Annotated in this window: 10 protein-coding genes and 1 pseudogene; 5 read left to right on the plus strand and 6 right to left on the minus strand. The window is 61.7% G+C overall.

What is annotated here, in order from left to right:
• Positions 1-8 precede the first annotated feature (8 nt).
• The 4 genes from AB3226_RS05840 to AB3226_RS05855 all read right to left on the minus strand — a co-directional run bounded on the left by AB3226_RS05840 (position 9) and on the right by AB3226_RS05855 (position 13,310).
• Positions 9-7,832 carry an amino acid adenylation domain-containing protein gene (locus AB3226_RS05840; protein WP_367372373.1) on the minus strand — a complete coding sequence of 2,608 codons (7,824 nt, stop codon included), beginning with the start codon at positions 7,830-7,832 and terminating at the stop codon, positions 9-11.
• Positions 7,829-11,251, minus strand: a complete 3,423-nt coding sequence (locus AB3226_RS05845) for an amino acid adenylation domain-containing protein (RefSeq protein WP_367372374.1) — start codon at positions 11,249-11,251, stop codon at positions 7,829-7,831. The genes AB3226_RS05840 and AB3226_RS05845 overlap by 4 nt, the downstream gene beginning before the upstream one ends.
• Before the next feature lie 295 nt (positions 11,252-11,546).
• Positions 11,547-12,530, minus strand: coding sequence for a TauD/TfdA family dioxygenase (locus AB3226_RS05850; RefSeq protein WP_367372375.1), 984 nt, complete (start codon positions 12,528-12,530; stop codon positions 11,547-11,549).
• Between the two features lie 39 nt (positions 12,531-12,569).
• Positions 12,570-13,310, minus strand: coding sequence for a thioesterase II family protein (locus AB3226_RS05855; protein WP_367372376.1), 741 nt, complete (start codon positions 13,308-13,310; stop codon positions 12,570-12,572).
• A 172-nt stretch (positions 13,311-13,482) separates the two neighbouring features.
• Here AB3226_RS05855 and AB3226_RS05860 point away from each other — a divergent pair, with 172 nt between their 5' ends.
• Positions 13,483-15,306 carry a glycoside hydrolase family 15 protein gene (locus tag AB3226_RS05860; RefSeq protein ID WP_367372377.1) on the plus strand — a complete coding sequence of 608 codons (1,824 nt, stop codon included), beginning with the start codon at positions 13,483-13,485 and terminating at the stop codon, positions 15,304-15,306.
• 161 nt (positions 15,307-15,467) lie between these two features.
• On the opposite strand, the gene AB3226_RS05865 is transcribed toward AB3226_RS05860, so the two are convergent.
• Complete coding sequence (locus AB3226_RS05865) at positions 15,468-15,842, minus strand: DUF6124 family protein (protein ID WP_367372378.1); 375 nt, start codon at positions 15,840-15,842, stop codon at positions 15,468-15,470.
• 458 nt (positions 15,843-16,300) lie between these two features.
• On the opposite strand from AB3226_RS05865, the gene AB3226_RS05870 reads away from it, so the two are divergent.
• The 4 genes and pseudogenes from AB3226_RS05870 to AB3226_RS05885 form a co-directional block, all read left to right on the plus strand.
• The gene (locus AB3226_RS05870; RefSeq protein ID WP_229801896.1) at positions 16,301-16,606 is read left to right on the plus strand and encodes a transposase; all 306 of its coding nucleotides are present in this window, start codon (positions 16,301-16,303) and stop codon (positions 16,604-16,606) included.
• Positions 16,603-17,439 carry an IS3 family transposase gene (locus tag AB3226_RS05875; protein ID WP_367372336.1) on the plus strand — a complete coding sequence of 279 codons (837 nt, stop codon included), beginning with the start codon at positions 16,603-16,605 and terminating at the stop codon, positions 17,437-17,439. Before AB3226_RS05870 ends, AB3226_RS05875 begins: the two co-directional genes overlap by 4 nt.
• A 332-nt stretch (positions 17,440-17,771) precedes the next feature.
• On the plus strand, positions 17,772-18,161 hold the full coding sequence (locus tag AB3226_RS05880; protein ID WP_367372379.1) for a hypothetical protein: 390 nt from the start codon (positions 17,772-17,774) through the stop codon (positions 18,159-18,161).
• Between the two features lie 38 nt (positions 18,162-18,199).
• Positions 18,200-18,313: pseudogene (locus AB3226_RS05885) on the plus strand (alpha/beta hydrolase); the annotation flags it as partial.
• Here AB3226_RS05885 and AB3226_RS05890 read toward each other — a convergent pair.
• On the minus strand, positions 18,282-19,274 hold the full coding sequence (locus AB3226_RS05890; protein WP_367372380.1) for a GlxA family transcriptional regulator: 993 nt from the start codon (positions 19,272-19,274) through the stop codon (positions 18,282-18,284). The pseudogene AB3226_RS05885 and the gene AB3226_RS05890 overlap by 32 nt on opposite strands.
• Positions 19,275-19,285 lie beyond the last annotated feature (11 nt).

Below are 19,285 nucleotides of genomic sequence, written 5' to 3' on the forward strand. Positions count from 1 at the left end.
TGTTCCCCTCAAGAAATCAGTTTTTCCAGATCATCGAGGGATAGACGTTTGAGGGCCTCCAGGGATTTAGCCAATTCGTCCTGAACCGGCGATAATTCGACGCGTAACGCTTCGATTCGAGTGCAGAACGCTTGCAGGGTGTCGGCTTCGAATAGCTCCTTGAGCGGCACCTTGTCACCCAGGCGCTCCTTGATCCGGGTCACCACCAGTGTCGCCAGCAACGAATGCCCGCCCAATTGGAAGAAGTTGTCCGTCATGCCCACGCGCTCGACTTCCAGCACCTCTTGCCAGACGGTCGCCACTTCCCATTGCAGATCGGTGCGCGGCGCTTCGTAACGCTGCAACGTCGGATTGCCGCCCAGCGCCATCAGGGCCTTGCGGTCGAGCTTGCCATTGGGGGTCAGCGGCAGCGCGTCGATCACGTGCAGATGGCTCGGCACCATGTGCGCCGGCAAGCGGCTGGCCAACGCCGCGCGCAGGGTTTCCACCAACGATAAATTGCCCGGTTGGCTCGCTACGACGTAGGCATGCAGATGCTTGCCCGCCGCGCCCTCCTGCGCCAGCACCACGGCTTCGCGCACCTCGGGCTGTTCCAGCAATCGGGCTTCGATCTCGCTCAGCTCAATGCGGAAGCCGCGAATCTTCACCTGATGGTCGGCACGACCGATGTACTCAATCGTGTCGTCAGGCCCTTGGCGCACCAGATCGCCGGTGCGATACAGCCGCTCACCATGGGTGGCGAACGGGTCCGGTACGAAGCGTTCAGCCGTCAGGCCGGGACGCAGCAGATAACCTCGAGTCACGCCGGCACCGGCCAGGTACAACTCGGCCGCCAGCCCTGCCGGCAGCACTTGCAACTGGCTGTCGAGCAGGTAGGCCACGGTGTTATCCAGCGGCCGCCCGATGTTCGCCCGGCTGTTGGCGGTGCGCAGGGTGAAGGTCGAATAGGTGGTGTCTTCCGACGGCCCGTACAGGTCATAAACCTGCTTGACCGAGGTGTTGGCGTACAGCGTATCGACCAGCGTCTGCTTGAGCGGCTCGCCGGCCAGATTGATGGTGGTGACCGACGCCGGAATCTGCCCGGCCCGTTGCAGCGCGGCAATCGCCGACGGCACCGTGTTGATCAGCGTCACGCGCTCACGGGCCGGCAACTCGGACAGCGCCAGAGCGTTGTCCGCCAGCACCATGCAACCGCCGCTGGCCAGCGTGACGAAAATCTCCCACACCGACAGGTCAAAGCAGATCGAAGTCGAGGCCAGCACGCCACGCATCTGCTCATCGCGGTAAACACCCTGCGACCACTGGATCAGCGCCGCGAGGTTAGCGTGGGTAATCGCCACGCCTTTGGGCTTGCCGGTGGAACCGGAGGTGTAAATCACGTAGGCCAGGTTCTGCGCCACGATCCGGCTGACAGGCGCCGTGGACGGATACCCGGCGAGCCATTCGGCGCCCTCTTCGACCAACAACACTTGAGACGGCAACGCCTCGGGCAACATCGCCTGCAACGCGGCTTCGGTCAGCAGCACCGCCGCGCAACTGTCCTCAAGCATGTGCAGCAAGCGCTCTTGCGGATACTCCGGGTCCAGCGGCACGTAGGCTCCGCCGGCCTTGAGAATCGCGAGCAGCCCGACCAGCATGTCCGGCGTGCGGCGCATGCACACGCCGACCCGCACTTCCGGCCCGACACCCAGCGCTTGCAGCTTGTGCGCCAGTCGATTGGCCCGAGTGTCGAGGGTGCGGTAATCGAGGGTCTGCTCGGCGAACAACACCGCCGCGGCCTGCGGTTTGCGTTGTGCCTGTGCGTCAATCCGCTCGACCACGTTGCGCGAATCCAGCGCCGTGATCGCGGCCTTGCCCCAGTCGACAGCCGCTTGACGCGGTGCGCCATCCAGCAGTTGCAACGCGCCCAGAGGCTGCGAAGCGTCCGCCATAATTTGCATCATCAGGCCTTCAAGCTGGTTGCTCAGGTCGGCGATGGTGGCGTGATCGAAACAGGCCTGATCGAAGCTCAAGCCCAGGGTCAACTCACGACCGGTAACCGCCACCAGCGTCAGCGGATAGTTGGTCTGTTCCTGACGCGAGAGGGTGGAAAACTCCAGACCGGTGGCAGAGCCTTGGGCCAGCGCTTCGGCCATCGGATAGTTCTCGAACACCAGAATACTGTCGAACAGCGCGCCCTGCCCCGCCCAGCGCTGGATATCGTAGAGCGGCGTGTGCTCATGTTCGCGCAGGGCCAGGTTGAGGCTCTGCACCTGCTGAATCCACTGGCCGACCGGGATCTCGGCGGACGGCGAAGCCACCACCGGCAAGGTATTGATGAACAGGCCGATCTGCTGCTCGACGCCGGGCAAGTCCGTCGGCCGACCGGCCACAGTGGCGCCGAAGGCCACGGTGTCCTGGCCGGTATAGCGCTGCAACAGCACCAGCCACGCGGCTTGCATCAGGCTATTGAGGGTGACTTTCTGTTCGCGGGCAAAGCGGTTCAAATCACCGGTTTGTTGTTCGCTGAACACATGTTGGTAATCGGCATAACCGCTGGCCGGCGTCTGACTGACCGGCATGGCGCTGGCCAAGCGGGTCGGCTCCTGAAGGTCAGCCAATGCCGACGTCCAGAACTCGCGACTGGCCTGAACATCGCGCTGGCCCAGCCACTCAATGTAATCGCGATAGCGCCCCGGGGTCGCCGCCGGCGTCATGCCAGCATAGCGTTGCAACACCTCGCCGAACAACTGCGAGGTGCTCCAGCCATCCATCAAGATGTGATGACTGGTGTAGATCAGGTGATGCTGCGCCTCACCGGTTTGCACCAGCAGCACGCGCAACAGCGGAGCCTGGTCCAGTTTGAAACCGGCGGTTAGATCCTCTCGGGCCAACTGATCGAGCGCCGCTTGAAGATCATCACGACCGCGCCAGTCCTGCACGGTCATGGGCATCTGCACCGTCTGCCGGACAATCTGCACCGCCGCATCGGCGTCCTCGGGCCAGACGAATACTGTGCGCAGAATCTCATGGGCCTCCAGCGTCTGCTGCCAGGCTTGACGGAAACGCTCGGCGTCCAGTTGCTGCACATCGACCCGCAACTGATTGGTGTAGGCCGGGCCATCCGGCTCGTTGAGGCTGTGGAACAGGATGCCCTGCTGCATCGGCGACAACGGATAGAGATCGCTGATATCCCGCGCCGGCACCGGCAACGCCGACAGTTGCGCTTGCGTCAGGCGCACCAGATTGAAGTCCGACGGCGTGACCCCGGCATGCTCACCGGCAGTGCAATGCTCGATCAGTCGTTCCAGTTCATGGCAATAAGCATCGGCCAGTGCCTGAATGGTTTGCGGGCGGTACATGCCTTGGCCGAACGTCCAGCTCAATTCCAGCTCGCCGTCATAGACCTGGCCGTCGACGCTCAGCCAGTTGCTCAAGGGCGCAGCGTCATCCTGATGCTCGCCAGTGCTTTCGGCAGTCGGCATGAACAGTGCGCCGTCAGCGGCACTGAACGCGCCGTCGAACTGGCCCAGATAGTTGAACGTGATGCGCGGCGGCGGCAGTTCACGCAGCGGTTCGAAGCCTGCGAGGTAGCGCAGCACGCCGTAGCCGATGCCTTTGCCCGGCACCGCTCGCAGTTGTTCCTTGATCGCGCACAGCGAAGTGCCCGGCTCTGCCTGTGGGGTCAGGCGTACCGGAAACAGGCTGCTGAACCAGCCGACGGTGCGACTCAAATCCAGGTCGTCGAACAGGTCTTCGCGACCGTGGCCTTCGAGCTGGATCAGCACCGAATCCTGTTTACTCCAGTCACACAGCACCCGCGCCAGGGCGGTCAGCAACAGGTCGTTGATCTGGGTGCGATAGGCCGCCGGTGCCACTTTGAGCAGCGCGTGGGTCAGCGCTTTGTTCAGGCGTGAAGTGGCCCGAGCGGCCTGACGGCGAGTCTGTCGCGTCTCGGGGAAATCCCTCGGCAAGTCACTGTTGCCGCCTTCCAGCGTGCGCTGCCAGTAGTCGCGCTCGGCCTTCAAAATATCGCTTTGCCCGTAACGGTGCAGGTGTTGCGCCCAGGCTTGGAGCGAGCTGCTTTTAACCGGCAGGACAATCGCCTTGCCTGCCGCCAACGCGGTGTAGGCTAGCTGCAAATCTTCCAGCAGCACCCGCCAGGACACGCCATCCACAACCAAGTGATGGATCACCAGCAGCAAACGTTGTGTGGCGTCAGGCAGGTTCACCAGTACCGCGCGCACCAGACGGCCCTGTTGCAGATCGAGACTGCGCTGGGCTTCGGTGGCCAGCGCTGGCAAATCGGCAAGGTCGTCCAGTGCCCGCACCCACAACAGGTCTGTGTGGCGCTGCGCTTGGAATGTCGCCTGCCAAGTCTCGCCCGACGCCTGGAAACTCAGGTTCAGCGCATCGTGCTGCTCGATCAGTGCAGCCAATGCGTTGCTTAGATGGGACGCGTCGAGGGGTGATTGCGGCTGCAGCATCACCGACTGGTTCCAGTGATGACGCTGGGGGATGTCGGTCTGGAAGAAACGCGCCTGGATCGGCAACAACGGCAGATCGCCGCTGATTTTTTGCGCGACGCTGGCCGCCGGTTTGCTCTCGATCAGCTTGGCGACTGCCGCCAACTGGCCGATGGTTTGCTTCTCGAACAGTTGCTTGGGACTCAGCTTGATGCCTTGGCGTTTGGCCCGGGCAATGATTTGCAGGCTGAGGATCGAATCGCCGCCCAGCTCGAAGAAGTTGTCGGTACTGCCCACCTGTTCAAGCTTCAGGACATCGGCCCAGATGGCGGCGAGCTTCTGTTCGATCTCGCCCACCGGGGCGACAAATTGCTGCGTGACCAAGCCCGGCGTCGGCAAGGCACGCTTGTCCAGTTTGCCGTTGACGGTCAGCGGCAGGCGCTCCAGAACCACGATCTGCGCCGGCACCATGTACTCCGGCAGGCAGGCCTGTAACTGCTGACGCAAGCCGTCGACATTCAACGCCAGGTCAGGCGCGGCCACGCAGTACGCCACCAGTTGCAGGCGTGTTTCATCACCGTCCAGCGGCAAGGCCAACACTGCGGCTTCGCTCACGCCGCTCAGGCCCAGCAATACCCGGGCGACTTCCGCCGGCTCCACCCGGTAGCCGCGCACCTTGACCTGGTCATCGGCACGACCAATGAATTCCAGCGCTCCCTGACGATTGCGCCGCACCCGGTCACCGCTGCGGTAAACCCGCGCGCCGACGGCGCCAAACGGATCTGGCAAGAAGCGTTCGGCGGTCAGCCCCGGCTGCCCCAGATAACCCAACGCCACACTGTCGCCGCCGATGTACAGCTCGCCCGCCACCTGATCGGCGACCGCGTTGAGCACATCGTCCAGCACGTAGACATGCGCACCCGACAACGGACGGCCGACCGGCACGCTGCGGGCATCCGAGTCGAGCTCCTTGAGCTCATGGGTCAACACACCGACCGTGGTTTCGCTCGGGCCATAGTGGTTGATGAACCGGCAGCCCGGCTTGAGTCGCCGCACCTGTTCGAGCAATGCCGGCGAGCAGGCCTCGCCACCCACGATCAGTGCGTGTTGCGGCAACACATCGGCGGCCCGGGAGGCTTGCATCAGCGCCGCCAAATGCCCCGGCACGATCTTCAACACGCCCACTTGGTGCTCGGCCATGTAATCGGCAAACCGGTCCGGGTCGAAGCCCAGCTCTTCGGGCAATACATGCAGCAAGCGACCGGAGCACAAGGCGCCGAACAGCACGGTAAACCCCAGGTCCGCCGCAATGGTCGAGACCAGCGCCATGCTTGCCGCTGGCTCCAGCGCCAAACGCTCCAACGCACCACGCACGTAACTGGTCAGAGCGCCGTGGCTCACCAGCACGCCTTTGGGTTGACCGGTGGAGCCAGAGGTGTGAATCACATAGGCCGCTGCATCCGCCGACAATGTCAGCGAAGGCTTCGTCGTCGGCTGGTCCTGCCAGCGTTCGGGGGCGAAGGCCAGCCTCTGGCAACCGGTGACCGCCAAAGTGCTTTCCCGCGCATCGCCTGCGGCACACAGCAGGACTTTCGCCTGCGCGCCTGCGAGCATCTGCTGCAATCGCGCGGCCGGCGCCTTGACGTCCAGCGGCATGTACACCGCCCCGGCCTTGAAAATCCCCAACACACAGGTCAGCCATTCCAATGAGCGCTCCATCAGCACCGCCACGGGCTGCCCGTTTTGCACGCCTTGCGCTCGCAGGTAATGGGCCAGGCGATTGGCGTCCTGATCCAGCGCCTGAAAGCTCAAGGTCCGTTCAAGACAGCGTGCGGCCGGCGCTTCAGGCTGCGCGGCAACCTGACGATCCCATTGCTGCAATACCGACTCTGACGGCTGCCGTGGCGTCAACGCCGGTGGTACTGGCTTGGTGGCAAGACTGTGCAACGGCGCCTGCGGGGCGCTGAGCAATTCGCGGAACAGGCCAAGCAGCGTCGGGATAAACCCCTCGATGGTCGAGTGCTGGTACAGGTCGCTGGCGTAAGTCATTTGCCCGTGGATCAGCGTGCCGTCATCGGTGATGTCCAGCGCCAGATCGAAGTGCGTGCCTGCTTTGTCCAGCGGATACTCGGTGACGCTCAGGCCCGGCAGGTTCATCGAACGCTGAGTCTGCATGCCGACGTTCTGGTTGAACTTGGCCTGGAACAACGGGTTATGCCCCAGGGTTCGCTCGGGCACCAGTTCATCCACCAGTTGCTCGAAGGGCAGCTCCTGATGGGCCTGGGCACCGAACGATGCTTCCCGAACCCGGGCCAGCAAATCGTCGAAGCTGCCGCGCTCATCGACCTCGCAACGCAGCACCTGGGTGTTGACGAAGAAGCCGATCAACCCTTCAACCTCGGAGCGCCCACGGTTGGCATTGGGCACCCCAACGCGAATATCGCGCTGGCCGCCAAGACGTGACAGGAACAGCGAAAACCCGGCCAGTACCAGCATGAATAAACTGATGCCCTGAGCCCGGGCAAACCCGTTCAACTGCCGGGACAGGTCTGCACCGAAATCAAAGCTCAGGGTCTGACCTTCGAAGCTCTGGGTCAGCGGCCGGGGGAAATCCGCCGCCACGTCCAACAGCGGATGCTCTTCACCCAACTGCTGACGCCAGTAATCAAGTTGACGCTCGCCCTCGCCGGCCTCCAGCCAGCGGCGCTGCCAGATCGCATAGTCAGCGTACTGCAACGGCAATGCCGGCAACTGCGGTTCGCGCTCCAGGCTGAAGGCCTGATAGCACTGCACGAATTCCTTGACCATGACATCCATCGACCAGCCATCGGAGACGATGTGGTGCATGCTCACGATCAGCACATGTTCATCGTCTGCCAGACAGAACAGACTGGCCCGCAGCAATGGCCCGTGGAGCAAATCGAACGGTTGCGCGGCCGCTTCCTGAACCCGCCGCGCCAGCTCCGTTTCACGTTCTTGCACGGCGACGTTCGACAGATCGACGCGTTGCAGTGGCACGCTCTGCTGGTCGAGGATGACCTGGCTCGGCTGGTCGTTGTCGGTCTGGAACACCGTGCGCAGCACTTCATGGCGCGCCACCAGATGATCGAAGGAACGCAACAGCGCCGCCTCATTCAACTGCCCGTGCAAGCGCAGGCCAGCAGCCATGTTGTACGCGGCGCTCTGCGGCTCGAGCTGCCAGAGAAACAGCAAGCGTTGCTGGGCAAACGAGAGCGGGATCACCGCGCAGTCGTGACGACTGACCGGCAGCGGCAACAGGCTGAAGTCCTTGCCCTCCTCGCGCAGTTTGGCGAGAAACAGTCGACGTTGCTCCAGCGGCAAACCGACGAACCTTTTAGCGATACGCTCCGCCATATTGCCGCTCATACTTCTACTCCCTCCAAAGAACTCATGAACTGATCCATGTCGGACCAGTCGTTATCGCTTGCACCGTCTGCCAGCGCGGCCAACTCCAGCGCCAGATCGCCCAGCAGCGGTGTCTCGAACAGACTGCGCAACAGCAGCACCACGCCCAATTGGCTTTTGATCCGGGCGATCACTTGCGCGGCCAGCAACGAATGCCCGCCCAACTCAAAGAAATGGTCATCGATACCGACCCGTGGCACCTGCAGCACTTCTATCCAGATTTGCGCCAGAGCCTGTTCGGTGGCGGTTTGCGGGGCGCGATAGGTGCTCTGCAACTGGCTCGGATCGGGGATCGGCAAGGCCTTGCGGTCGAGTTTGCCGCTGGGGGTCAGGGGCAAGCGCGGCAACAGCAGCAAATGGCCGGGCACCATGTAGTCCGGCAGGTTCTTCTGCAGCGAGGCGCGGATTTGCTGACGCAGAATCGCTTGCTCCGCTGCGCTGCCGAGCACGCTCTGATCGACGATCAGATACGCCACCAGTTGCGCGCCACCGGTCAGGGGCAATGCCAGCACTACTGCCTCACGAATCCCCGGGCATTGCTGCAACCGTGATTCGATTTCCCCCAACTCAATGCGGAACCCGCGAATTTTCACTTGGTGATCGACGCGACCGATGTACTCCACCGCGCCGTCGTCCCGCAGCCGGGCACGATCGCCAGTGCGGTACAGGCGCTCGCCGACCGCGAACGGATCGGCGATAAACCGCTGGGCGCTGAGCGTCGGCTGCCGGTGATAACCACGGGCCAGGCCCGGCCCACCGATGTACAACTCGCCCACCGCCCCTTGCGGCAGCAGGTTCAAATCGTCGTCGAGCACGTACAGCCGGCGTTGCTCCAGACCGTGACCGATCGGTATGCCGCGCCACGACACCGCCTCGGCGGTCAGCGCGCTGCAATCGTGGATGGTCGAAACCACCGTCGCCTCGGTCGGGCCGTAGGTGTTGAGCAAACGTACATGACCCAGCCCGGCGCGTTGCCACAGGCGCAGCCCGTCCACCGCCATCGCCTCGCCGCCCACATGAATCTGGCGCAAGGCGCCGAAGTGGACAGGCGGGTTAGCCGCGTAATCCTGCACCACCGAATACCAGTAAGCGGCCGGCAAATCTGCCAGGGTAATGCCCTGTTCGACGATCACCTGACGCAAGGTCGCACTGTCCCACAGGCCCGCATCGCGCAGGACGACACAGGCGCCATGGCACAGCGGCGGGAAGAATTGCTCGACGAAACCGTCAAAACTGCTGGTGGCGAATTGCAGTACGCGATCGCCTTCGCGCAAATCGCTGTAGTCGATCGCCCGCGCGATGAATTCGCTCAGCGCGCTATGGCTGACGGCCACGCCCTTCGGCCGGCCGGTGGAGCCGGAGGTGTAAATCACGTACGCGAGGTTCTGCGGATCTACCGTCACTTGCAGGTTGTCTTGATTCGCCGCGTCGCTGTCCGGCAGTCGATCCAGGCACAGGCAATCGATGCCATCGAGCGCCGGCAAACTGCTCAGCAGCGGGCTCTCGGTCAGCAACAGTTTCAGCCCGCTGTCATCGAGCACATGGCGCAAGCGTTCGGCCGGGGTGTGCGGGTCCAGCGGCACATACGCGCCGCCGGCCTTGAGCACGGCCAACAATGCCACGGCCAGTTCCAGCGAGCGCCCCAACGCCACACCGACCAGCACATCGGGGCCGACGCCCTTGGCGCGCAACTGATGGGCCAGACGATTGCTGCGAACATTCAGTTCGGCATAGCTGAGTGAGGGCGACTGATCGCCCGCCAGAATCACGGCGCTGGTGTAGGGAGTGCGCGCCACTTGGGCCTCAAACAACTGCGGCATGCCGGGCAGCAGCGCCGGGGTGGCGACGAGTTGAACCAAGCGCTCGCGCTCATCCGTGCCGAGCATCGCCACCTCGCCCAGCGGTTGTTGCGGATCACGGCAGACCGACACCAGCACGTTGTGCCAATGCTCGGCCAACGCGGCAATGGTCGGTGCGTCGAACAGGTCGGTGGCGTAGGTGAACGCGGCGAACAGTTGCTCGCCCTCCTCCCGGGTGTCGAGCATCAGGTCGCTGGTGGCCGCATGTTGACGTCCGCTGCCGGCCAGTTGCTGCTCACTCAGATAGCCGACCTGCAAACCGCAATCGAGCCGCACGTCCTGCAGATCGGTCACCAGTGGCTGGTGGTTGAACATCACCTGAAATAATGGATTGTGGCTTTGGCTGCGGGCCGGTTGCAGGGCTTCGATCAGCACGTCGAACGGCAGCTCCTGATGGGCTTGGGCGCCAAGCGCCGCTTGACGCAAGCTCTGCAGCAGGTCGCCGAAACGGGTCTGTGGGGTGATCTCACTGCGCAGGATCTGGGTATTAACGAAGAAGCCGATCACGCCTTCGGTTTCACTGCGGGTGCGGTTGGCGATCAAGCCGCCGACGCGGATGTCGGTCTGGCCACTGTAGCGGTGCAGCAAGGTCTTGAAGGCAGCCAGCAGCACCACGAACAGCGTCACGCCTTGGCGCTGGGCGAGGGTTTTCAGCTCCTGGCGCAGGGCTCCGTCGATGACTTTTTCCAGGCGCGCGCCCTGGTGGCTGGACTGAGCCGGATAGGCACGGTCGGTGGGCAATTCGAGGATCGGAGGCTCTTCACCCAACTGCGTTTCGCCCAACTGCGTGCGCCAGTAATCGAGCTGACGCTCGCGCTCTCCGGCTTCCAGCCAACTGCGCTGCCACAGGGCATAGTCGCGGTAGTGCACGGTCAATTCCGGCAAGATCGGTTGCCGCCCCGCCACTAACCCGTCGTAGGTGCGCATGAACTCGTCGATCAGAATATTCATCGACCAGCCATCGGCAATGATGTGGTGCAACGTCAGCAACAGCACGTGTTCCTGTTCGGCCAGGCGCAACAGGCGAATGCTCAGCAGCGGCCCCTGTTGCAAGTCGAACGCCTGAGTGGCTTCAGCCATCATGTGCTGTTGCGCCTGCGGCCAGCGCCGCTCTTCAGGCAAGGCACTCAGGTCGTTGATCGCCAGTGTCAGGTCACGGGGTTCGGCCACCCGCTGGAACGCACGCTCGCCTTCTTGGCCGAAGGTGGTGCGCAGGCACTCATGACGCGCCACCAACAGGCGGAACGCGCGCTCAAGCGCATCAGTTTGCAACGCACCGTTCAGGCGCACCGCCATCGGCAGGTTGTAGGCCGCGCTCTGCGGATCCAGCTGCCAGAGAAACCACATCCGCTGCTGGGCATAGGACAGGCCGTCACGCTCATCGACCCCGACACAGGAGGTCATGGGAAGCTGCGCAAAATCGATGCCTTCGCGGGCCATGCCGGCCAGAAACAAGCGGCGCTTGTCCTGCGGCAGTTCGATAAAGCGGCGGGCGAGTTTCTGTGCGTCTGCGGCATTCATGCATTGGGTCCTTGCTGATCGGCGGCGTGACCAGGAGGCCCGGTCGTATCAACAAGAACGAATGGCTAGCGCGATGATTTAGCCTTGTGGCGAGCGAGCTTGCTCGCGCTGGGTTGCGTAGCGGCCCCAAAAATCTGACAGCCATTGCCGATTTTTGTGAGTGCTACGCACTCAAGCGGGAGCAAGCTCCCTCGCCACAGGTTTGTCTGACTCAGAAGCTCTTAAGTGAACACAAAAACACCAAAGCCGGTGCAAGACCGGCTTCGGCGACAGGGAGCGTCAGGGACTGATCAGATCAGCGCACATCCTGGGAATGCCCTTCGGCCATCGCGACGATCACCTTGCGCTTGCCTTCGAAGGGCGCGCGGGCGTGGGCCGAGAGCATGTTGTCGAGCATCAGCACATCACCCTCCTGCCAAGGGAAACTGATGGCGCAATCATCAAGCACGGCACGAATTTCACGGAGCACCTCATCCTCGATGGGCGAGCCGTCGCCGTAGTAGACGTTACGCGGCAGGTCTTCCTCGTCGACGATGTCCAGCAGGGTTTCACGCACCTCCGGTTGAAGGTTGGAAATGTGGAACAGGTGAGCCTGATTGAACCAAACCATGTCACCGGTCACCGGATGACGCGCCACCGCCTGACACGTCTGGCGGGTGCGCAATTCTCCGTCGTCCTTCCACTCGCAAATGATGCCGTGGGCCTTGCAGTAGGCCTCGGCCACCTCTCGGTCTTCGGTGTTGAAAACCTGCTCCCACGCCACGTCCAGCCCGTTACCGAAATTGCGCACGTACATCAGGCCTTTGCTGATGAAGCGCTCGCGGATAGCGACAGGCATGCGGCGATAGACGTCCCGGCTGTCGGCAATCGGCGTTTCGCCGCCCGAGGTGGCGGCGATCATGCTGTAGAACCAGATTTTCATCGGCCAGTCCCGGGAGTAGGCCTGCTCGTTGTGCAACGGAATGCTCTGATGCGCCGGGTATTCGGTGGAGGTGTAGACCCCCTGAGTGACGTTGGTGCGCGGCGTCGAGCCGAACTCGTAATTGAGCAGTGGATGCCCGAAGCCGGCGGCGAATTGGCGGAACTGCTCGGCGCCGTCCAGCTCGAACCCGCGAAACAGAATGCCGCCGTCACGCAGCAAATGCTCATCCACCAGCTCATTCAATTCATCGAACACCGACAACAGACTGGTATTCGGCTCAGTCGCCTCCACCAACAGCGGCAAGCGACCCCGCGCCGGCAGCAACGGCCGCACGGCAAAACCCACAGCAACACCCATGACGGGCCTCCTGTTAACACCGATAAAGTGAACCGCGCGCTAAAAAACCGGCGCGGCCAGCTGTGCATGACGCCGGTGATGGACTTCCAGATGATTCTTGATAATCCGGATCACCTTGGCTTCATGCTCATGAATGAAGAAATGCCCACCGGTCATCATGTCCACCGAGAAACTGCCCAGGGTTTCCTGGCTCCAGCCGATCAATTGCTCGGTGGTGGCCTTGTCTTCCTTGCCGCCGAGCACGTGCACGGGGCACTTGAGCAGCGGGCGCTGCATCGGACGGAAGCGTCCGCAGAGCATGAAATCGGCGCGCAGAATCGGCAGCGTCAGGCTCATCAACTCCTGATTGGCCAACACGTCCTCGCTGGTGCCCTGGAGGGTGCGCAGCTGCTCGATCAACTGTTCGTCGCTCTGGGGCTCGGCGAAGCCACGGTCATAGTCGCTGCGCATGGTCGGGGCGGCCGTGCCGGAAGCAAACAGCGCCACCGGCTCCGCAGCACCGAGAGCACGAAAGGCGTGGGCCATCTCGCAGGCAAGCAACGCCCCCAGACTGTGACCGAACAGGGCGTAAGGACCGTGCAAGGACGGCTTGTGCTCCCTGGCCAATTGCAGGGCCAGCGCTCGCATGTCGGTCTGCAAGGGTTCGTCATAACGGGCGCCCCGCCCCGGCAACTCCACGGGCTGCAAGTGCAGCCACGGCGGCAACTGGCGCCGCCAGCGGCTATAGACCATGGCGCTGGCGCCCGAATAGGGCAGGCACAGCAGTGTCAGCTTTGTCACCGCGTTTACCTCAGTTGGTTATCTGTTTAGGAGAACGGATGAGGTGTGATGAGAATTAGTCTGTGGGATGGATCAGAGTTGCCTGTGGGAGCGACGGTTTGCCGACAAATGAACTCTCTGCGGCTCAAACCGGTCAGCTAGTTAGACCCTCGGTTCCCGGAGTACTGCGGCAATGGCTGATCACCCCGAACGACAAAGCGCCATCGACGCCCACGGCATCATTGGCGACATGCGCAGCGCGGCGCTGGTCAACGACAAGGGCAGCGTGGACTTTTTCTGCTGGCCGGAATTCGACAGTCCGTCGATCTTCTGCTCGCTGCTGGACAGCCCCCAAGCTGGTATTTTCCAATTGGCCCCGGACCTGCCCGACGCCCGCCGCGAGCAGATTTACCTGCCTGACACCAACGTCCTGCAAACCCGCTGGATGAGCGATCACGCGGTGGTCGAAGTCACCGACCTGCTGCCCATCGGCGACAGCGAAGATGATTTGCCGATGTTGATGCGCCGGGTGCGGGTGGTCAGCGGACAAGCGACGATCCGCATGCGCTGCGCTGTGCGTCATGACTATGCCAGGGCGCCCACCAAGGCCCGCGCACGTGATCGGAGTGTGTATTTCGAGGCCACCGGCCAGCCAGCCATGCAGCTGTGTTCGGATCAATCCTTGCGCGTCGAGGACCATGCGGCCGTCGCCGAATTCATCCTCGAACAGGACCAGAGCGCCGAGTTCCTGCTCGGGGGCGTTGACGATGCGCGCTTCAAGGAAGGCGCCGCCATACTGTGCCTGGAACGCACCCTGAAGTTCTGGCGCGACTGGATCGGCCAGTCCAATTATCGCGGTCGATGGCGGGAAATGGTCAATCGCTCGGCCCTGGCCTTGAAGCTACTGACCTCGCGCAAGCACGGCGCCATCCTCGCCGCCGCCACCTTCGGCCTGCCGGAAACACCCGGCGGCGAACGCAACTGGGACTATCGCTACACCTGGATCCGCGACGCCTCGTTCACCGTCTATGCTTTCATGCGCCTGGGCTTCGTCGAGGAAGCCAACGCCTACATGCGCTGGCTGCGCGGGAGGGTCAGCGATTGCCGCGGCAAGCCGATGAAACTCAACATCCTCTACGCCATCGATGGCCGTCAGGAACTGCCGGAAGTTGAACTTCCACACTTGTCCGGCCATGGCGGCGCGACACCGGTACGCATCGGTAATCAGGCTTACGATCAAGTCCAGCTCGACATCTTCGGTGAGCTGCTGGACGCGGTGTACCTGGTCAACAAACACGGTGAAGCGATTTCCCATGAAGGCTGGAAACACACCGTGGAAGTGGTCGATCAGGTCTGCGAAACCTGGCAGCAAAAAGACGTCGGCATCTGGGAAATGCGCGGCGAGCAGTATCATTTCCTGCACTCGCGACTGATGTGTTGGGTGGCCGTGGACCGCGCCATCCGACTGGCTTCCAAACGCTCGCTGCCCGCCCCGTTCGCCCGCTGGGACCAGACCCGTCAAGCGATCCACACCGACATCTGGAGCAACTTCTGGAACGAAGAACGCGGGCATTTCGTCCAGCATATCGGCGGCACCGGCCTCGACGGCTCGATGCTGCTGATGCCGCTAGTGCGCTTCGTCAGCGCCAAGGATCCACGCTGGATCGCGACCCTCGAAGCCATCGAGAAAACCCTGGTGCGCGCAGGCATGGTCTACCGCTACCGCAACGACGACAGCCAGATCGACGGCCTGCCCGGCACCGAAGGCGCCTTCGCCGCGTGCTCGTTCTGGTACGTCGAATGCCTGGCCCGGGCCGGCCAAGTGGAGAAAGCGCACCTGGAGTTCGAACAATTGCTGAAGTACGCCAACCCGCTGGGGCTGTATGCCGAAGAGTTCGACAGCCATGCCCGGCATCTGGGCAACACACCGCAAGCGCTGACGCACCTGGCACTGATTAGCGCGGCGAGTTTTCTGAACAGGAAGTTGAGCGGGGAGAAAAACCTTTGGCAGCCTTGAAGACCGAGGCGCCTTCTTCGCGGGCAAGCCTCGCTCCAACAGGTTTTGTGAACGCCACAGTCCAATGTGGGAGCGGGCTTGCCCGCGATGGCGGTGTGTCAGTCGACATTCATGTTGAATGTGAAATCGCCTTCGCGGGCAAGCCTCGCTCCTACAGGGGATCAGCTGTGTGGCGCAGGCTTCGGTACGTCGACGTTATCCAGCACCCGATTCACCGCCAGCTCGGCCAGCATGATGACCTGCTGAATCGCCAGGAGCGTATGCCGTTGCGGTGCCTCGACATACGCGGCAATGTCGCTGGTCATGACGCTGGCTGGGGCCAGTGATTCGCAGACATGGGCCAGCAGACTTTCGTTGTCCATATCCGGCGCAACCAGAAACATCTTGCTTGGCTTACGGCTTTCGGGTTGTTTGGGGGCGGGTTTGAGATAGTGGTCGAGCGCACGTTCGGCGGCTTCGTGGAGTTTTTTCGAATCGAGAGATTCGTAGGGGCAAACGTTGTCGGTTTCTGGGGGATTGGGGCTGTCTTTTATCATGGTGTAACTCCTGACATTCATGAAGCTCACCACCGTCGTGACCAAACGATGGGTGGTGGGCGGTACGCAGGTTGGTCAACCGGGAAGTCAGGCACCCGGCGCACTCGAAAGTGCCCCGCGCACAGCCCACCGCGAAGCATACCGACAAGCGCACGAAAAAGCGCCGACATGCTCACGTTGGCGCTTGCACGCCTGACATTGCACGGGTGACCAAACCCGGTCGCTGAATTGGCAGCGACCCGGAAAGACTATCGGCTCCCTTTCCTAACCTACAACCGCCAAAACTCGTCAGAAATATCCACATTTACGACACTTTTTGTAGGATCAAGTCCTACCCGCGATGAACTTAAACACACTCCGCCTGACAGGGCTGACCTCCTGTGGCAAGGGAGCTGATCTGGCCTAATAATTCCGGACACCTCTTAAGGGCGATATGATTTCGCCAATTTGGAGGTTCCATGAAAGAAAGAAGAGTCTTTTCCCGCGAGTTCAAACATCGTGCAGCCAGCATGGTGATTGATGACGGTTGTTCGGTACAGGAAGTCTGCGCGTCGCTGGACATTAGCGCCACCGCGTTGCGGCGCTGGGTGGATCAGGTTCGCAAGGAACACAAGGGGCAACCGGTTCAAGGCACCAAGGCCATTACTGAGGATCAGCGCCAGATTCAGGATTTGAAAGCCAAGATCAAACGCATGGAAATGGAAGCCGAAATCTTAAAAAAGGCTACCGCTCTCTTGATGTCGGATCCCGATCGTTTTCGATGATCGCGGAGCTAAGAGAGTCATTCCCGACCGCCATCCTGTGTCGCGTTTTCGATGTGAAGCGCAGCAGCTTTTACGAATGGCTACAGCGTCTCTCGCGGCCTAAGATCGAGCGCGAAGAGCTCAAGGGGAAGGTGGTCGAACTGCACAGCGAAAGCCGGGAAGCCATGGGGTCCAGAACGATCAGCAAGCATCTGCAGGCCCAAAACATAGCGGTCGGAAGAAGCCTTGTTAAAGCCCTGATGAGGGAAGCCAACATTGTCAGCAAACAACGCCAGCCTCATCCATTCAGGTCCAAAGGAGTTGAAGCATTTGTCGCGCCCAACCTGCTCAAGCGCAATTTCAAGCCGACCGCGGTCAATCAAGTCTGGTGTGGCGACGTTACAAGCTTGATGGTAGGCAAGCGCTGGGTTCATCTGGCCATCGTGATCGATTTGTTTGCTCGTCGGGTCATTGGTTGGGCATTTTCGCTGGTCAATGACGCCAACTTGGTGAGTAAAGCGCTACGCATGGCGACAGAGCTTCGAACCTGCCCACCTGGGTTGATGTTCCATTCGGATCAGGGCTGTCAGTACACCAGTCGCAAGTTTCAAGAAGAGCTGATGCGCCATGGCATTTTGCAGAGCATGAGTCATCGCGGGCAGTGTTGGGACAATGCTCCAACGGAACGCTTTTTCGGCACCCTGAAGTCAGAATGGGTCCCTCGCAACGGCTACAGCACGAGCGAGGAAGCACAAACCGATATGGTGCGTTTCTTCATGTACTACAACCGCACCAGGCTCCACAGCTACAACAACTACCTGTCGCCAATAGCTATGGAGCTAAAAGCGGCATAAACACCGTAACTGGTGTCCGGGATTACTTGACCAGATCAAGCTTGCTCCCGTTGGGGTGCGCAGCGGCCCTGAAATCTACAACCACATTCCTCCAGAAGCACCGCATTTGCTGGCTTTTCGACCGCTACGCAGCCGAACGGCGGCAAGCCCCTCGCCACAGAATCGCGTAGTCCAAACACCTACATTTACTAAACAAACCCGCCCAATCAACACTCAGTCACTCATTCCTACATCCAGAAATACCTTGTTGCCACGGCTTACATCCATCCCTACCATCCACGTCAACGGGCACAGCGGAGCTGTCCAACAAAACCCGAATTCAAGGAACCAGAATGACCCAGCGCATCCATCGCAGCATCGACACCCCACTCCGATCAGGCCTGAACCGGGATGAACTGTGGGAGGGCCACGACAAAGGTCTGATCAAATGCTGGGAAATCGGCCGCCAACGCGCTGCCCGCTTCCCCGACCTCGCCCGACAATGCCTCACCAACGAACTCCCGGTGCTGGGCTGGAAAGGTGGTGTCAGCCGCAGCCTGAAGAAACTCGAAAAATACGGATCCCTCAAATACCTCGCCCAATGGCAGGGGTTGCGCGGGGAAGATCTGGATATTGATTTGAGTGCAGAGCGGGCGTTGACCTGTTCCAGGACCAAAATGATGGTGACGTTTACACCGGATCGGTCGAAGTATTTCAATCAAGTGGCGGACGTGGAAGCCTGAGGAAAAGGCCCGAGTCGATTTGAGTCAGCCCTCTCAAACAGCGGTTTACCAGCCCTTACGAACGCCGAGTACTGGCAGGCGTCGGGCATAACATTGCCGAAAAAGCGCCCGAGGCGACGCTTAAGGCAATACTGGATCTGCTGGAGAGCTGACGGAAAACCGCTCGCGATAGGCTTGCGGTGTCACGCCCATGGCTCGCAGAAAACTGCGGCGCAAAGTTTCTTCGCTGCCAAACCCGCATTGCACCGCGACCCGTTTGATCGGTACGCCGGTGTCGCTGAGTAGCCGTCGCGCAGTCTCGACCCGAATCAGCTCGATGGCCCGCGCCGGTGTCTGGCCGGTGTCGGCGCGGTAATGACGGACGAAACTGCGCTCGCTCATGCCGGCCTGCAAGGCCAAGGTCGGGATGCCGAGGTCTTTAGTTAGATTTTCGCTGATCCAGGCGTGAAGTTCATCGAAGCGGTTGCCTTCCTTTTGCAGGGACAAGGTCACGCTGAACTGCGACTGGCCCCCCGGACGCTTGAGAAACACCACCAGTTGCCGGGCGACGTCCAGGGCCATGGTTCGGCCGAGGTCTTCTTCGACCATCGCCAAGGCCAGGTCGATGCCCGCGGTGACCCCGGCCGAGGTCCAGACCGGGCCATCGTTGATGAAGATCGGGTTGGGTTCGACCTGTAGTTTGGGATGCTGGTGCGCCAATTGCTCGCAGCGGGTCCAGTGCGTGACCACCCGCCTGCCATCGAGCCAACCGCTGGCCGCCAGCAAAAACGCCCCGGTACACACCGACGCCACCCGCCGACACCCCGTCGCGTGCTCACGCACCCAATCCACCAGCAGCTCGTCTTTCGCCGCCGCGTAAACGCCCCAGCCACCGGCAATGATCAAAGTGTCGCTGCCCTGATCTGGCAACGACTCCGCCAACAGCGCCAACCCCGCCGACGACATCACCGCCCCGCCCCCGCGGGCAATCACCGACGGCGCATAGGGCGGCGGCAAACCTTGCTGGCGAGCAATGTCGTTGGCCGAGGCGAACACCTGCAACGGCCCGGTGACGTCGAGCAGTTGCACGTTGGCAAAGGCCAGCACATGGATGGTTTTCGGGTTGTTCGGCATGTTTGGCGTAA

This window comes from Pseudomonas lini (assembly GCF_964063345.1).
Taxonomy (GTDB): domain Bacteria; phylum Pseudomonadota; class Gammaproteobacteria; order Pseudomonadales; family Pseudomonadaceae; genus Aquipseudomonas; species Aquipseudomonas lini_B.

Coding starts and splice junctions, on each gene's coding strand:
- AB3226_RS05840 (WP_367372373.1), bottom strand. CDS start 7,832: ATGAGCGGCAATATGGCGGAGCGTATCGCTAAAAGGTTCGTCGGTTTG.
- AB3226_RS05845 (WP_367372374.1), bottom strand. CDS start 11,251: ATGAATGCCGCAGACGCACAGAAACTCGCCCGCCGCTTTATCGAACTG.
- AB3226_RS05850 (WP_367372375.1), bottom strand. CDS start 12,530: ATGGGTGTTGCTGTGGGTTTTGCCGTGCGGCCGTTGCTGCCGGCGCGG.
- AB3226_RS05860 (WP_367372377.1), top strand. CDS start 13,483: ATGGCTGATCACCCCGAACGACAAAGCGCCATCGACGCCCACGGCATC.
- AB3226_RS05865 (WP_367372378.1), bottom strand. CDS start 15,842: ATGATAAAAGACAGCCCCAATCCCCCAGAAACCGACAACGTTTGCCCC.
- AB3226_RS05870 (WP_229801896.1), top strand. CDS start 16,301: ATGAAAGAAAGAAGAGTCTTTTCCCGCGAGTTCAAACATCGTGCAGCC.
- AB3226_RS05875 (WP_367372336.1), top strand. CDS start 16,603: ATGATCGCGGAGCTAAGAGAGTCATTCCCGACCGCCATCCTGTGTCGC.
- AB3226_RS05880 (WP_367372379.1), top strand. CDS start 17,772: ATGACCCAGCGCATCCATCGCAGCATCGACACCCCACTCCGATCAGGC.
- AB3226_RS05890 (WP_367372380.1), bottom strand. CDS start 19,274: ATGCCGAACAACCCGAAAACCATCCATGTGCTGGCCTTTGCCAACGTG.